The organism is Kineococcus endophyticus (genome assembly GCF_040796495.1).
Classification (GTDB): domain Bacteria; phylum Actinomycetota; class Actinomycetes; order Actinomycetales; family Kineococcaceae; genus Kineococcus; species Kineococcus endophyticus.
On the sequence record NZ_JBFNQN010000004.1, the window covers coordinates 275,125 to 290,321 of the forward strand.

Consider the following 15,197-nt stretch of genomic DNA (forward strand, 5'->3'; position numbering starts at 1 on the left):
GGCGACGGGCGGAGGCCCGCGGTGAAGGGCGGGGCCCGGGCGGGTCGCCGTCGGCTGCGGGTCGACGACGTCACCGTCGTCGACCGCTCCATGCTCCACCGCGCCATCGGCGGGACCGTCGTGGGCAACACGATGGAGTGGTACGACATCGGCATCTACGGCTACCTGGCCGTGACGATGGGGCGGGTGTTCCTGCCCGGTGCCGACCCGGGGATGCAACTCCTGTTCAGCCTCGGGGTGTTCGCCTCGACGTACCTCGCGCGGCCGATCGGCGGGGTGTTCTTCGGGCGCCTCGGCGACCGCGTCGGACGGCAGAAGGTCCTCGCCGCCACGCTCATCCTCATGGCCAGCGCCACGTTCCTCATCGGCGTCCTGCCGGACCACGGGGCCGTCGGTGCGCTGGCCCCCGTGCTGCTCGTCGTCCTCAAGCTCATCCAGGGTTTCTCCACCGGCGGTGAGTACGCCGGCGCGACGACCTTCGTCAGCGAGTACGCCCCGGACGCCCGGCGCGGTTTCTTCGGCAGCCTGCTGGACTTCGGCAGCTACCTGGGTTTCGCGCTCGGCGCCGCCGTCGTGACGGTCGTGCAGCTGAGCACCACCGGTGAGCAGATGCTCGACTGGGCCTGGCGCATCCCGTTCCTGTTCGGTGGCGTGATCGGTTCCGTCGCCGTCTACTTCCGCCTGAAGATCGAGGAGTCGCCGGCGTTCCAGGCGACCCAGGACGAGCACGAGGCGTCGTCGGACGCGCGGGCCGAGGCCGAGGGTCGGCCGAAGAACTCCCTGCAGCTCGTGCGCCGGCACTGGCGGCCCATGGTCATCGCGGTCGCCCTCGTGGCCGCTGCGAACAGCGTCGGGTACGCCCTGACGAGCTACATGCCCACCTACCTCACCGACTCCCTCGGCTACGACCCGCTGCACGGGACGCTCCTGACGATCCCCGTGCTCGTCGTGCTCGCGCTCTTCCTGCCCGTCGCGGGCCGCGTCTCCGACCGCGTCGGGCGTCGGCCGGTCATGTGGTTCGGCGGTGGCTGGATGATCGTCCTGGGCCTGCCGATCTTCTGGCTCATCGGCCGCGGGGACGTCGTCACCACGCTCGTCGGCCTCGTGATGCTGGCCGTGCCCGTCGCCTGCTGGGTGGCGTGCCAGGCCTCCGCGCTGCCGGCGCTGTTCCCGACGTCGAGCCGCTACGGCGGCATGGGGATCTCCTTCAACGTGGCCGTCGCGGTGTTCGGCGGGACGACCCCGCTCATCGTCGAGGCGCTGGTGCAGGCCACCGGCAACGACCTCGTCCCGGCCGTCTACCTCATGGCCACCTCCGTCGTCGGCGCGATCGGGGTGTTCTTCATGCGCGAGTCCGCCCAGCGGCCGCTGCCGGGAGCGATGCCGAGCGTCGCCTCGGAGGAGGAGGCGCACGAACTCGTCGCCACCCAGGACGAGAACCCGCTGTTCGACGTCGCGGAACTGCCGTTCCCGGCGTCGTCCGGTGACGGGGTGCGGTCGGGCTCCACGCCTGCTTGAGTGTGCAACCAGCAGGTCGGCGTCCGCCCGGCCGCGGGGGGAGCAGCGCGATGGCCGCCACGGGAGGCAGCACGGGGTACGTGAACCCGACGGGGGACTTCCGCCGGGACCAGCGCTACCTCGAGACGCGCATCACCGCCGACGGCCGGGACGGCTGGCCGGTGGAGGCGGGCAGGTACCGGCTCGTCGTGAGCCGGGCCTGCCCGTGGGCCAACCGGGCGATCATCGTGCGCCGCCTGCTCGGCCTCGAGGACGCCCTGTCGATGGGCATCTGCGGACCGACCCACGACGAACGCTCGTGGACGTTCGACCTCGACCCCGACGGCCGGGACCCGGTGCTCGGGATCGAGCGGCTGCAGGAGGCGTTCTTCGCCCGCGTCCCCGGCTACGACCGCGGCATCACCGTCCCCGCGATCGTCGACGTCCCGACCGGCCAGGTCGTGACGAACGACTTCCCGCAGATCACGATCGACCTCTCGCTGGAGTGGACGCAGTTCCACCGCGAGGGGGCTCCGCAGCTCTACCCCGAGCACCTGCGCGAGGAGATCGACGCGGTGAACCGGGACGTGTTCCGCGACGTCAACAACGGCGTCTACCGGGCGGGTTTCGCGGGCACGCAGGAGGCGTACGAGAAGGCGTACGACCGGCTGTTCTCCCGGCTCGACGCGCTGTCGGAGCGGTTGTCGACCCAGCGGTACCTCGTGGGGGACACCATCACCGAAGCCGACGTGCGCCTGTTCACCACGCTCGCCCGGTTCGACCCCGTCTACCACGGGCACTTCAAGTGCAACCGGCAGAAGCTGTCCGAGATGCCGGTGCTGTCGGCCTACTTCCGCGACCTCTACCAGACCCCGGGGTTCGGCGACACCACCGACGTCGAACACATCAAGGCGCACTACTACGTCGTGCACCGCGACATCAACCCAACGGGCGTCGTGCCCGCCGGCCCGGACCTGTCGTCCTGGCTGGAACCGCACGGCCGGGAAGGACTGGGCGGCCGGCCGTTCGGCGACGGCACCCCGCCGCCCCCTCCCGTCCCCGCCGAGGTCGTCCCGGCCGGTCACGCCCCGCAGGCCGGCTGACGGAGCCGGTCAGACGCCGCCGAGCACCGCGCCGGGGGAGTCGTCGCGGTCCCGGGCGGCGAGGAGGGCGGCGACCAGGGCGGCGACGGGCTGCGGCCGCTGGTGCCAGTACCCCTGCGCCAGCGGGCACCCGAGGGCGACCAGCGCGTCCTCCTGCTCCCCGGTCTCCACGCCCTCGGCGATGACGACGAGCCCGAGGTCCCCCGACATCCGCAGCAGGCCCGCGAGCAGGGCGCGGCGCCGGTCGCTCACGGTCAGCTGCGCGGTGAAGTGCGCGTCGAGCTTGAGGAAGTCGGCGGGCATCGTGTCGAGCTGGCTGAGCGCGGAGTAGCCCGTCCCGAAGTCGTCGATGGCGACTCTCACGCCGACGGCGCGCAGTTCCTCCAGGGTGTCGCGGGTGGCGTCGGAGGCCGACTCGACGGTGCTCTCGGTGACCTCCACGACGAGCCCCGACAGGGGCCAGCCGGTCTCGGCGGCCGTGGCCAGCAGGTCGGGCACGAAGCCGGGGTCGACGAGGTGGCGTCCGGAGGCGTTGACGGTGAGGAACAGGTCGGCGCCGGTGGCCTCCCGCAGCAGGACCGCGTCCGCGCAGGCCCGGCGCGTCACGACGCGGTCGAGGTCGCCGATGAGGTCGTTGGCCTCGGCCAGCGGGATGAAGACCGCGGGGGATACCGGGCCGCGCACGGGGTGCGTCCAGCGGGCCAGGGCCTCGACCCCGACGAAGCGGGTCGCGTCGGGGCCGACCCCCGGCACCACGACGGGTTGCAGCACGACGTCGAGGGCGTGCGCGTCGAGCGCCGTCCGCAGGTCCTCCAGGAGGTCGTCGTCGGCACCGCCGGCGACGGCGACCCGGCCGCGACCCCCGGCCTTCGCCTCGTACAGCGCGGTGTCCGTGCGCCGCAGCAGGGTTCCGGGGTCCTCGGCCGCCCGCAGCTGCGCCACGCCGACGGACAGCCCGGTCGGGGCGGCCTCGGCGCGCAGGGCCTGCGCGAGTTCCTCCGCGCGAGCGAGGTCGGCGCCGGGCAGGACGACGGCGAACTCGTCACCGCCGTGCCGGGCCAGGGCCGCGGCCGGTGCGAGGGTGTGCAGGCGCGAGGACAGGCGCTCGGCGAGGTCGGCGAGGAGTTCGTCGCCGGCGGTGTGGCCGCCCTGGTCGTTGACCTGCTTGAAGTGGTCGAGGTCGACGAGCGCCAGCGACAGCGGGGCGCCCGTGCGGTGGGCCGTGGCGACGGACTCCTCGAGCCGCTCGTCGAGGCCGCGGCGGTTCAGCAGGTCGGTGAGGCTGTCGCGGGTGCCGTGCGCGGCGCGCTGGACGAGGCGGCCGATGACGGCCACGACCGCGACCTGGACGGTCATGACGGCGCCGACGACCCCGGGTTCGACCCCGCGCCAGAGCAGGCTGCCGGCGACGGCCGTGAGCAGCCACGCGGTGTGGACCAGCGCGGCCCGCCGGGCGAAGAAGTAGAGGTTGTCGACGGCGCAGAACACGAAGACGCCGGCCACGCCCAGCGCGGTGACGTCGTCGCGGCACAGGACGACGGCGGCGGCCACGAACGCGGCCCCCTGGGCGACGACGAGGTCGAACGCCCCGCGCGGCAGGTTCCTGCCCCACAGGAGCAGGACCGAGCCGACCGCCACGGCGATGGCGGCGAGGGCGAGGATCGCCGCGCTGCGCCAGTCGGGGGCGGACCAGGACCCCGACGTCACGAGGATCGCGGCCGTGCCGCCCGCCACGTAGAAGGCGCCCGTCGTGTACGCCATGAGCCGAGGTGTCGCCACCTCGGGGACCCCACGCGAGAGCACAGCCACGCCACACCATCGGCGCACCCCGCCCGATCCTTGACCCTGTGCACGGGTCGATCGGGCGCGGGTCTCAGGGCAGGGGGCCCGCCCGGTGCAGGGCGAACCACACGACCTTCCCCGTCCCCGGTCCGTCGGCCCCGTCCACGCGGTGGCACCCCCAGGCGTCCGCGGCGACCTCGACGAGCTGCAGACCGCGGCCGGAGAGCGCGTCGGGATCGGTCGGCAGCACCTCGGGCAGCCGGTCGTTCTCGTCGGCCACCTCCACCAGCAGGCGGTCGGCCGAACTGGACACCTGCAGCCGGATGTCGCTGCGGCCGTGGGTCACGGCGTTCGTCACGAGTTCGCTCACGAGGAGTTCGGCGGTGTCGACGGCGTCCTCGTCCCAGCCGTCCGCCGGCGCCAGCTGCCGCACGACCCTGCGCGCGGCCGCCGCGGACCCGGGCGAGCAGGCCAGCACGACGACGCGTGAACTGCCCACCGCCTCGGCGTGGGCGAGGTGCTCGCCGCCCGCCGCTCCGGCCGCGGTGGCGTGCCCGCCGACGCCGACGAGCAGGATCGTGCGGTCGTCGTCGGGAACCCCGCCGCCGCTGCGCCCCAGCCGTTCGCACAGGTCCTGGGCCCGGAAGCGCTGCGGGTCGTCGAGGGTCCGTCCGAAGGCGACGAGCATCTGCTCCAGGTCGGACTCGCGGTCCTCCACCACTCCGTCGGTCACCAGGGCCAGGAGGCTGCCAGGGGCCAGCACCGCGCGGTGCTCGGTGCGCGACTGGGAGGCGTCGACGCCCAGCAGCAGGTCGTCGACACCGGAGTCGCGCAGGACCTCGACCCCGCCGTCGGGGCGGCGCACGAGCGGCGGCGGGTGGCCGGCGTTGGCCCACCGCACGTCCAGCGCACCGCTCGGCTCGAGGGTCGCGGTCGCCAGGACCGCCGTGGCCAGGGTCCCGGGTTCGAGGGCGGCGACGACGGCGTCGAGCCGGTCCAGCAACCGCGCCGGGCCGTCGTCGCTGTCCCAGGCCAGCCCGCGCAGCATCGTGCGCAGCCGGGTCATGGCGGCCGCGGCCCGGGCGTCGTGCCCGGCGACGTCACCGATGGCGAGCAGCAGGTCCCCGCGGGACCGGGTGAGCACGTCGTACCAGTCGCCCCCGATGCTCGCGCCCGCCTGCACGGGCTGGTAGCTGACGCCGAGGTCGAGGCCGTCGACGGCGGGCAGGTGTGACAGGACCCCGCGCTGCAGCTCCTGGGCGAGCCCGACGACGAGCGCGGTCGCCTGGTCCTCGCGGTGCCGGGACACGACCCGGTGCAGCGACGGCGCGCAGTGCGCGGCGAACACCTCCAGGAGGGTCTCCTCCTGCTCGTCGAACGCGCCCGGGGCGACCCAGGAGACCGCCAGCGACCCGTACGTCTCGTCGGCGACGTGCAGGGGCAGCAGGGCCCACCGGGCGCGACCGGTGACGTCGACGACGTCGGCCATGCGCGGGTGCACGGCGAGCGCCGCCTCGCGGTCCGGGACCAGGTAGGTGCGCCCCTCGCGGGCGGCCCGGCACGCCGGCAGGGGGCTGTCGTGGGGTTCGTAGGAGAACCGGGAGCGCAGCTCGCTGCCGAAGGACGTCGCCAGCACGAGTTCCCAGCCGCCGTCCTGCGCCCGGGTCACCAGGCCGCAGCCCGCCGACCCCAGGATCCGCAGCCCGTGGTCGGTGAGGGCGTGCAGGACGTCCTCGAGGGTGGCGGCCGCGCTGAGGCGCACGGCGAAGTCCGCCAGGTCCTCCCAGACCGACCGCGCACCGACCATCACGACTCCCTGTCGTCGGGCGGCGGGCCCTCCACGGGTCCTCGTCCGTCAACCCAAGAGCAGACCACACCGAGGGCACGGACGCCCGGTGTGCTGGGAGGTTCCTGGACCCTCGGTGCGGCACCCGACGGCGCGACGCCTGGACGGCGTCGGCGGGGACGACGCCGAACCCCGCGCGGGGTTCGGGCATCGGACGTGCAGCAGGTGGACGCGGGGCCGACGTCGGTGCGCGGGGGCGGAGGTGGAGGCCGCGACGTCAGCGGATCAGAAACGGAGAGGCCCCTCAACATGGGAGAGATTGCTCCGCTTCGCTAGGGTCGAGGGGTGCCCCCCGACCGCCCCCTGCGCCGCGACGCCGAACGCAACCGCCGACGGCTCGTCGAGTGCGCCGCGGACCTCATGTCCCGCAAGGGTCTGGACGTCTCCTACGACGCGATCGCGCGCGAGGCCGAGATGGGCGTCGGGACCGTCTACCGCCGCTTCCCCGACCGGCAGGACCTGCTCGACGCCGTCTTCGGCGACCACGTCGACACCGTCTGCGCCCTCGCCGAGGAGGCCGCGCGCGAGGAGGACCCCTGGCGCGGGATCGTCGGCTTCTTCGAGCGGCAGCTCGAGCTCGAGGCCGCCAACCCGGCCCTGGGTCGTGCCGTGCGGGGCGAGGACGGCTCGCCCGCCGTCGTGCGCCGCGCCCACGAGCGCATGACCCCCGTCGTCCGCGACCTGCTCGCCCGCGCCGTCGCCGCCGGTGAGGTGCCCCCCGGCGTCACCCCCGTCGACCTCGTCGCCGTCCACCGGATGGTCGGCAGCGTGCTCGACGCCTCCCGCGCCAGTGCGCCGGAGCTGTGGCGGCGGGCGCTCGCCGTCGCGCTCGCCGGGCTGCGGCACGCCGACCTGCCCGGACCGGCCCCCACCGACGACGTGGTCGAGACCCTCTTCGGCCGCGCCCCCACGACCCCCGGAGGAACCCCGTGAACCCCGCCCTGCCCGCCGACCTCCTCGCCGTCCTGCGCGACCGCGCGCTCTGCTTCGTCACCACGCTGATGCCGGACGGGTCGCCCCAGGTCAGCCAGACCTGGGTCGACACCGACGGCGAGCACGTCGTCGTGAACACCGTCGAGACCCACCAGAAGGCGCGCAACCTGCGCCGCGACCCCCGGGTGGCCGTCGGCGTCGCCGACCCGGCGAACCCGATGCGGTCCTGGGCCGTGCGGGGCCGGGTGGTCTCGATGACCACGGACGGGGCGGACGAGCACCTCGACGGGTTGTCGCAGCGCTACCTCGGCCGCCCCTACCCCGGCTTCGGCGGGTCGGGCGGTGCGCGCGTCGTCGTCACCGTCGAGGTCGAGCACCTGCACACGCCCTGAGGCCGGACGCGGGAACGGCGCCGTCCCGTGCGGGGCGGCGCCGTTCCTCAGCGGAGCACGTCAGACGCGGACGACCATCTTGCCGGTGTTCGCGCCGCGCATCATCGACAGGAACGCCTCGACGGAGTTCTCGATCCCGTCGACGACGGTCTCGTCGAACACGACCTTCCCCTCGGCGAACCAGCCGGTCATGCGCTCGCGGAACTCGCCGGCGAGGTGGGCGTGGTCGCCCACGATGAACCCGCGCAGCGTCAGCTTCTTGGCGACGAGCTGGAAGAGGTTCTCCGGGCCGGCGGCGCGCTCGGTGCTGTTGTACGCCGAGATCGCCCCGCAGAGGGCGGCGCGGCCGTGCGGGTTGAAGGTGTCGATCGCCGCGGCCAGGTGGTCGCCGCCGACGTTGTCGAAGAAGACGTCGACCCCGTCCGGGACGACGGTCGGCAGCTGCTCGCGGATCGGGGCGTCCTTGTAGTTCACGGCCGCGTCGTACCCGTACTTGGAGGTGAGCAGGTCCACCTTCTCGGCCGAACCGGCCGAGCCGACGACGCGGCCCGCGCCGAGCAGCCGTGCGATCTGGCCGACGGCGGTGCCGACGGCACCCGCTGCGCCGGAGACGAAGACGGTGTCGCCCTCCTGCAGGTGCGCGACGTCGACGAGGCCGGCGTAGGCCGTCAGGCCCGTCATGCCGAGGATGCCGAGGTGGACCGAACTGGGGGCGCCGGGGACGTCGGAGACCGCGCGGAACTCCGCGGCCGGGCCCTGGGCCACGTCGCGCCAGCCGAGGTTGTGCACGACGAGGGTGCCCTCCGGCAGGTCGGCGCTGTTCGAGGCGACGACGCGGCCGACGGCACCACCGGTCATCGTCTCGCCCAGCACGTACGGCGGGACGTAGCTCTTGGCGTCGTTCATGCGCCCGCGCATGTACGGGTCGACGGAGGTGAACTCGTTCTGGACGCGGACCTCGCCGTCGGCGAGCTCGGGCAGCTCGACCTGGACGGTGCGGAAGTCCTCCGGCGTCGGCCAGCCCTTCGGGCGGGAGACGAGCTGGACCTGGGTGCTGGTGGGCACGGTGTTTCCTCTCGGTTGCGCAGGGTTTCAGCAGGGGGTGTCAGCGGGCCAAGGCGAGGACCAGCAGCAGGGCGCCGAGCAGCGCCGGCAGGATCTGGATCGAGGCCGGTCGCGCCTTGGAGCGGTCCGAGGCGAGGAGCACCACGCCGGCGCCGACCATCGACAGCGTCCCGACGAGCACGAGGGTGCCGCCGACCGCGTGGTTCCCGGTGGCCAGCACGACGACGCCGGCGACGATCTCGATCGCCAGGAAGAGGTTGTAGAAGCCCTGGTTGAAGGCCATCGGCGCGGTGGTCCGCGCGGTGGCCTCGTCCGTGCCGAACACGGCGCGGGCGCGCGGGCGCGTCCACAGCACGGACTCGAGCACGAACACGTAGACGTGCACGAGGGCGGCGACCAGGGACAGCACCGAAGCGGCGACGAACACGGGCACTCAGCTCCTGCGGACGGGGCCCTCTGCTGGACGGCCCGTTGTGTGATGACCGTTCCACTATACTCACGTCCATGGGCAGGGTGCAGACCTTCGACACCGCGACCGTCGTCCGGGCGGCGCGGGCGCTCTTCTGGGAGCGCGGCTACGAGGACGTCTCCGTCCCCGACCTCGAGGAGGCCACGGGCATCCGCCGGTCGAGCCTCTACCACGCGTTCGGCAGCAAGCGCGGGGTCTTCGACGCGGCCGTCGAGAGCTACCTCGAGGACGTCGTCCGGCCGCGACTGCGCCCGCTCCAGGAGGCCGAGGTGGCCCCCGACGCCCTCGTCACGTACCTGCAGGGCCTGCGCGCCGCCCTCGCGGACGGCCGGCCCGCGGCGGCGCAGGCCGGGTGCCTGCTGCTCAACGCCGCGACGGCTCCCGTCGGGCGGGACGAAGCCGTCGCCCAGGTGGTCCACGGCTACCGCGCCGAACTGCACGCCGCCTTCGAGCGGGGGGCGGTCGCCGCGGGGACCGCTGCGCCGCAGCAGGTCGCGACGTTGTGCACCTCGGCCGTCGTCAGCGCGTTCGTCCTGGCGCGGATCGACCCGGCCGAGGCCGTCGCGACGCTCGACGCCGTGCTCGCGGTCGTCGGGACGGGGGCTGGGGCCCGCCGAGCGGACTGAGGGGTCCTCAGACGGTGACGCGCCTCCGCTTCACCCGGTACATCGCGTGGTCGGCGGTCCGCAGCAGGTCCTCGAAAGTGCGCCCGTCCGCGCCGGACACCGAGACGCCCGTGCTGACCCCGAGCGAGAGCTGCACACCGTGCAGGTCGACGGGGTCGGCGACGCGGGCGGCGACGTCGGCCACCGTGCGGGCGGCGACGTCGTCGGCGTCGTCGGGGTGCAGGCCGGTGAGCGCGACGATGAACTCGTCCCCGCCGAGGCGGGCGAGCACGGCGTCGGCCGGCGTCGACTGGCGCAGGCGCCGGGCCACCTCGACGAGCAGGTCGTCCCCGGCCGCGTGGCCGAGTTCGTCGTTGACGACCTTGAACCCGTCGAGGTCGCAGAACAGCAGGGCCGTGCGGGTGCCCTCGCGGCGGAGCGCGGCCTCGACGAGGGGTTCGACGTGCCGGCGGTTCGCGAGCCCGGTCAGCGGGTCGGTGAAGGCGAACCGCTCGATGCGCCGCAGGTGCTCGCGGGACCGTTCGCGTTCGAGGTCGAGCTCCTGCTCGGCCCGGACGCGGGCGGTGACGTCGTTCTGGACGCCGATGTACTGCACGACGCGGCCGGAGGCGTCGGTGACGGGGGCGAGGTACACCTCGTTCCACCAGGGTTCGCGCTGCGGGCCGCGGTAGTTCAGCAGCACCCCGCGCCACTCCAGGCCGCCCCGCAGGGCGGTGCGGATCTCGTCGACGGTCGTCCTGTCGGTGTCCGCGCCCTGCAGGACACGGCAGTTGCGGCCCAGGACGTCCTCGGCCCGCAGCCCGGAGAGTTCCTCGAAGGCGGAGTTCACGTACACCAGCGGTTCGTCCGGGCGCAGCATGTCCGCGATGGCGATGCCGCTCGTCGTCGCCCCGAGGGCGCGCTGCAGCAACGCCTCCGCGGCCTCGGGGGCCACGGCCGCGGGGATCCGCGCAGGGGCGGTGCGCCGCGGCACCGTGACGGGGGCCTCCGGGACGGTCGCGGTGCGCGGAGCGACGCGGGACAGCAGCGACTGGGCGGCCGCCGCGACGGTCGTGCGTTCGTACGTCAGCGCGTACTCGAACATCCGTTCCCGCTCCGGGCCGGCGTCACCGAGGTCGCGCGCCAGCAGCGCCGCGGCGAAGTGCGGGGCGAGGACGACGACGTCCCACTCACCGCGGACGGGGTCGTGGGGGTCCAGGGCCGCCCCGCGCACACCGGGTAGGGGGGTCTCGGGCAGGTCCTCCCCGAGCGCGCAGACGAACCCCACGCGGTCGGCGAGGTCGCGGTAGCGGCTGCGGGTGGCGGGGGTGAAGTGCCGCGCGAACTGGAACGTGGAGGCGACGACGCAGGTGTCGCCCAGGCGCATGGCCTCGCGTTCGAGCTGCTTGCTCAGTTCGATGAGCAGCGCCTTGGGGGCGCGCCGCAACGGGGTTCCCGCGGGCAGCAGGGAGAACGGCGACGGGGTCTCGGCGGCGCTCACCGGCGCCGGCGGCGGCAGGACGAGCCCGGAGACCGCGGCCGTGGGCGGCGGCGGGGCGGAGGGGCGGCCGAACAACCAGCCCTGGCCCAGCTGGGCGCCGAGGGCGCGGGCGGTGAGCAGGTGCCCCTCGTCCTCGATCCCCTCGGCCAGCACCAGGGCGCCGGTCTCCTGGGCGTAGGCGTTCACCGCGTTCATGATCTGCGCGACCGCGGGGCCGGGCCGGTCCTGCACCAGGCGCAGGTCGAGCTTGACGACGTCCGGGCGCAGCAGCGGCATGAACGCCAGCGACATCGCGTCCGCCCCGACGTCGTCGAGGGCGATGGCCCAGCCGAGTTCGCGGACGCGGGTGACGGTGCGCAGGAGTTCGGCGGGGCGCGCTGCGAGGGCGCGTTCGGTCATCTCCACGACGACGCGCAGCCCGTCCAGGGTGCCGTCGGCGAGCGCCATGAGTTCGGCCAGCGGGGCGGCGTCGAGGATCTCCGGTTCGACGTTGACGAAGAGCGTCAGGGGCGCGACGACGCCGTGCTCCAGCGCCCCGCGCAGGGCCGCGGCCCGGCAGGCGTGGTCGAGCTCGGACAGCACGCCCTCGGCGCGGGCGGCGGCGAAGAGCTGGTCGGGGCGCTGCAGCGGGCCGACGGGGCCGCGGGCCAGGGCCTCGTACGCGACGACCGCGCCGGTGTCGAGGTCGACGATCGGCTGGTAGACGCTGTGGATGGCCTGCTCGCGCAGGACGTCGTGGATCGAAGAGCCGGTCGTCACCCCGTGTCCTTCGGCAAGGGGCACCCGTTCCTGCAGCGCCTTGTCGCCCGAACGGCTCAGAGCGCACCGGGCGCGTGGGAGGGTGGCCGCGTGAGCGTGGTGCTGGCCGTCGACGTCGGTGGGACCGGGTTGAAGGGGGCGGTCGTCGACGTGCACGGGCGCACCCTGGCCCGGCGCGACCGGCCGACGGCCCTGGACGGTCGCGGTCCGGCGGAGAACCTGCTGGCCCTGCTGGCGGACCTGTCGGCCCTGGCGGGTCCACAGGCACCCGTCGCCGTCGGCGTCGGAACCCCGGGCATCGTCGAGGAGGCCACGGGCACCGTCGTCTACGCCTCGAACCTCGGCTGGCGGGACTTCGGGCTGCGGGCGCTGCTGGAGGACTCGACGGGGCTCCCGGTCGGCGTGGGTCACGACGCGCGGGCCGCGGGCCGGGCCGAGCAGCTCGCCTCCGGCACGCACGGCAGCTTCGTCTTCGTCCCCATCGGCACGGGGATCGCGGCCGCGCTCGTCGTCGAGGGGACGGCGGTCTCGGGCGTCTCCGGGGCGGCGGGGGAGTTCGGGCACGTGGTCGTCCACCCCGGCGGAGAACTGTGCCCGTGCGGGCAGCGGGGGTGCGTCGAGGCCTACGCGGCCGGCGGTGCGGTGCTGCGCCGGTACCGCGCCCGGGGCGGCGAGGCGGCCTCGACGGCCGAGGTCGTCGGCCTCGTCGGCGCGGACCCGCGCGCCGACGAGGTGTGGGCGGACGCCGTCCGCGCGCTGGCGCTGGGGCTGCAGGGGCTGACCATGCTGCTCGACCCGGCCGAGATCGTCATCGGGGGAGGGGTGTCGGGGGCCGGTGCGGTGCTGCTCGACCCGCTCGAGGCCGAGCTCCGCGCGCTGCTCGCCTGGCGGTCGCCGCCCCCGTTGCGGACGGCCCGCTGGGGGTCGGAGGCGGGCCGCATCGGCGCCGCCCTGCTGGGGTTCGAGCGGGTCGGGACGACCCCGGAGTTCCTGCTCTAGAAGGGGTTCCGCCGGGTGAGCTAACCACTCTAGAAGGGGTTTGCTGGAACTCTAGACAGTTTCACCTAAGCAACTTACCCCGCCCAGGTGAACTGGTTGAAGGTGGGACCAGGAGTGGGCCGAACGTCCTCCCGTGCCCGTTCGCCTGCCCCGCCGCCTCGCCGTCCTGCCGCTCCTGGCGCTCGCCGTCGGCGTCCCCGCGTCCCCCGCCGTCGCCGCCACCACGACTCCGGGGACCACGGCGACCACGGTCGAGACGGGCACCCTCGTGCAGGTCGCCACCGAGACCTCCGCCCACGAGGGCGGCGCCGACCACGACGGCACCCGCACCCTCCTGCGCCGCGCGGACGGCACCTTCACCGACGTGCGGGGCGAGTCCGTCGAGCACCTCGCGACCGGCACGACCGTCCGCGCGCAGGTCCGCGACGGTGAGGTCCTCGACGTCGCCGCCCGGCCTGGTGTGCGCACGCTGGCCGCCGCCGGCGGTCCCTCGACCGTCCGGGTCGCGATGGTCGTGCCCGCGGGCGTGACCCAGGACGCGACGCCGATGACGGCCGCGCAGGTCGCCACCTCCGTCCAGCAGACCTCGGACTACTGGTCGTCCCAGACCGCCGGGCAGGTCACCTTCCAGCTCGCCGGCGTCCAGGCCTGGACCAGCAGCAGCCGCCCGTGCTCCGACGTCGGCGGCATGTGGACCGACGCGGCGCGCGCCGTCGGTTTCACCGGCGCCCCCCGCGAGCACCTCGTCGTGGTGCTGCCGCGCACCGCCTACACGTCCAAGGCCTGCGCGGCCTACGGCCTGGGCTCGATCGGCGCCGGGCCGGACAGCCCCGGCTACGCCTACGTCACCGACACCGAACCGTCCCTGTGGGCCCACGAGCTCGGGCACAACCTCGGCCTCGGGCACGCGAACCTGCTCTCCTCGGCCACCGCGAGCGACGTCGCCTGGAACGGCAGCGCCTACCCGGGGGCGACGCGTGTCGGCTACGGCGACGTCTGGGACGTCATGTCCTTCTCCGGCCGCACGATCGGGCGCGGGAACCTCGGCATCGCCGGCCAGTACCGGCTCGGCCTGCTGCCCGCCGGCGTCCAGGACGTGACGACCACGGGGTCGTACACGCTGGCGGCCCTGCCGAACGCCGCCGACGGGCGGGTGCACGGCCTGCGCGCCGTCGACCCGGCGACCGGCACCGCCTACTTCGTCGAGCTGCGCGGTCGCTCCACCGGTGACGACCTCGTCGCCTCCGACGCCAGCCGCCCCACCCGCGGTGTCCGCGTCACGACCGCCGACCGCGGCGAGGCCGGTGCCACCCTCGCCCTCGACGCCACCCCGACCGGCCGCCGGGGCGACGTCGACCTGACGATCGCCCCCGGCGCCACCCTGTCGACGGCGTCGGGCCGCCTGCACGTCACCGTCACCGCCGTCGACGGCGCCCAGGCCACCGTCACGATGACGTTCGGCGACGCCCCGGGCCGGACCCCCGCCCCCGCACCGACGACCACCTCGAACACCACGACCACCACGTCCGGCAGTGGCGTCTCCTTCAACCGCGACGGCGTGAACCGCGTCGTCTCCGGACCGGTCCTGGAGAAGTACCTCGCGCTCGGTGCCCAGCGCGGGCAGCTCGGCTGGCCGACCAGCGACGCCATCGCCGTGCGCGACGGCGGGGTCGTGCAGCGGTTCGAGAACGGCCTCGTCTACTGGACGCCGGTCACCGGAGCGCAGGTCGTCGCGGGTGCGGTGCTCGGCGAGTACGCCTCGATCGGCTGGGAGGGGTCCCCGCTGGGGTTCCCGACGAGCGGCGAGATCGCCGTCACCGGCGGTGTGGTGCAGCGCTTCCAGCGTGGCCTCGTCTACTGGACGCCCGCGACCGGGGCGCACGCCGTGCGCGGGGCCGTCGAGGGTCGCTACGCCGCGGCCGGCTGGGAGCGCTCGACCCTGAGCTTCCCGACCTCCGACGAGATCCCCGTCCCCGGCGGCGTCGTGCAGCGCTTCACCGGTGGCAACGTCTACTGGACGCCGGCCACGGGCGCGCAGGTCGTCAAGGGCGCGATCCTCGGCGAGTGGGGCCGGCGCGGCTGGGAGCGGTCGCGCCTCGGCTGGCCCGTGGGCGAGGAGGTGCCCGTCCCCGGCGGCGTGCGCCAGCAGTTCCAGGGCGGCGTCCTCACCTGGACCGCCGCCACCGGCCGCGTCGCCTGACGCCCGTCCCGCGTGGAAAACACTCTTTCCGCCCTCAGAACCTGTG

Annotated in this window: 12 protein-coding genes; 7 read left to right on the forward strand and 5 right to left on the reverse strand. The window is 74.5% G+C overall.

The window, feature by feature from the left end; translation table 11 throughout:
* Positions 1 to 21 precede the first annotated feature (21 nt).
* Positions 22 to 1,518, forward strand: coding sequence for an MFS transporter (locus AB1207_RS07360; protein WP_367637300.1), 1,497 nt, complete (start codon positions 22 to 24; stop codon positions 1,516 to 1,518).
* Between the two features lie 50 nt (positions 1,519 to 1,568).
* Positions 1,569 to 2,600 (forward strand): glutathione S-transferase family protein, encoded by a 1,032-nt coding sequence (locus AB1207_RS07365; RefSeq protein ID WP_367637301.1) that lies wholly within the window; start codon positions 1,569 to 1,571, stop codon positions 2,598 to 2,600.
* A gap of 9 nt (positions 2,601 to 2,609) precedes the next feature.
* On the opposite strand, the gene AB1207_RS07370 is transcribed toward AB1207_RS07365, so the two are convergent.
* Positions 2,610 to 4,409, reverse strand: coding sequence for a putative bifunctional diguanylate cyclase/phosphodiesterase (locus AB1207_RS07370; RefSeq protein ID WP_367637302.1), 1,800 nt, complete (start codon positions 4,407 to 4,409; stop codon positions 2,610 to 2,612).
* Positions 4,410 to 4,473: 64 nt separating this feature from the next.
* Complete coding sequence (locus tag AB1207_RS07375; protein WP_367637303.1) at positions 4,474 to 6,189, reverse strand: ATP-binding SpoIIE family protein phosphatase; 1,716 nt, start codon at positions 6,187 to 6,189, stop codon at positions 4,474 to 4,476.
* A gap of 324 nt (positions 6,190 to 6,513) precedes the next feature.
* Between AB1207_RS07375 and AB1207_RS07380 the strand changes: the two genes are divergently transcribed.
* A complete protein-coding gene (locus AB1207_RS07380) occupies positions 6,514 to 7,161 on the forward strand; it encodes a TetR/AcrR family transcriptional regulator (RefSeq protein ID WP_367637305.1) in 648 nt (215 codons plus the stop codon).
* On the forward strand, positions 7,158 to 7,553 hold the full coding sequence (locus AB1207_RS07385) for a PPOX class F420-dependent oxidoreductase (RefSeq protein ID WP_367637306.1): 396 nt from the start codon (positions 7,158 to 7,160) through the stop codon (positions 7,551 to 7,553). Before AB1207_RS07380 ends, AB1207_RS07385 begins: the two co-directional genes overlap by 4 nt.
* 60 nt (positions 7,554 to 7,613) lie before the next feature.
* On the opposite strand, the gene AB1207_RS07390 is transcribed toward AB1207_RS07385, so the two are convergent.
* Both AB1207_RS07390 and AB1207_RS07395 read right to left on the reverse strand, forming a co-directional pair.
* Positions 7,614 to 8,618 carry an NADP-dependent oxidoreductase gene (locus tag AB1207_RS07390; RefSeq protein WP_367637308.1) on the reverse strand — a complete coding sequence of 335 codons (1,005 nt, stop codon included), beginning with the start codon at positions 8,616 to 8,618 and terminating at the stop codon, positions 7,614 to 7,616.
* 40 nt (positions 8,619 to 8,658) lie between these two features.
* A complete protein-coding gene (locus tag AB1207_RS07395) occupies positions 8,659 to 9,051 on the reverse strand; it encodes a DUF1304 domain-containing protein (protein ID WP_367637310.1) in 393 nt (130 codons plus the stop codon).
* Positions 9,052 to 9,122: 71 nt separating this feature from the next.
* On the opposite strand from AB1207_RS07395, the gene AB1207_RS07400 reads away from it, so the two are divergent.
* A complete protein-coding gene (locus AB1207_RS07400; protein ID WP_367637311.1) occupies positions 9,123 to 9,713 on the forward strand; it encodes a TetR/AcrR family transcriptional regulator in 591 nt (196 codons plus the stop codon).
* Between the two features lie 7 nt (positions 9,714 to 9,720).
* Here the strand turns inward: AB1207_RS07400 and AB1207_RS07405 are convergent, their stop codons facing one another.
* Positions 9,721 to 11,952 (reverse strand): EAL domain-containing protein, encoded by a 2,232-nt coding sequence (locus tag AB1207_RS07405; RefSeq protein WP_367637313.1) that lies wholly within the window; start codon positions 11,950 to 11,952, stop codon positions 9,721 to 9,723.
* Between the two features lie 90 nt (positions 11,953 to 12,042).
* Between AB1207_RS07405 and AB1207_RS07410 the strand changes: the two genes are divergently transcribed.
* Both AB1207_RS07410 and AB1207_RS07415 read left to right on the forward strand, forming a co-directional pair.
* Positions 12,043 to 12,951, forward strand: coding sequence for an ROK family protein (locus AB1207_RS07410; protein WP_367637314.1), 909 nt, complete (start codon positions 12,043 to 12,045; stop codon positions 12,949 to 12,951).
* Between the two features lie 133 nt (positions 12,952 to 13,084).
* Positions 13,085 to 15,151, forward strand: coding sequence for a M12 family metallo-peptidase (locus AB1207_RS07415; RefSeq protein WP_367637316.1), 2,067 nt, complete (start codon positions 13,085 to 13,087; stop codon positions 15,149 to 15,151).
* Positions 15,152 to 15,197 lie beyond the last annotated feature (46 nt).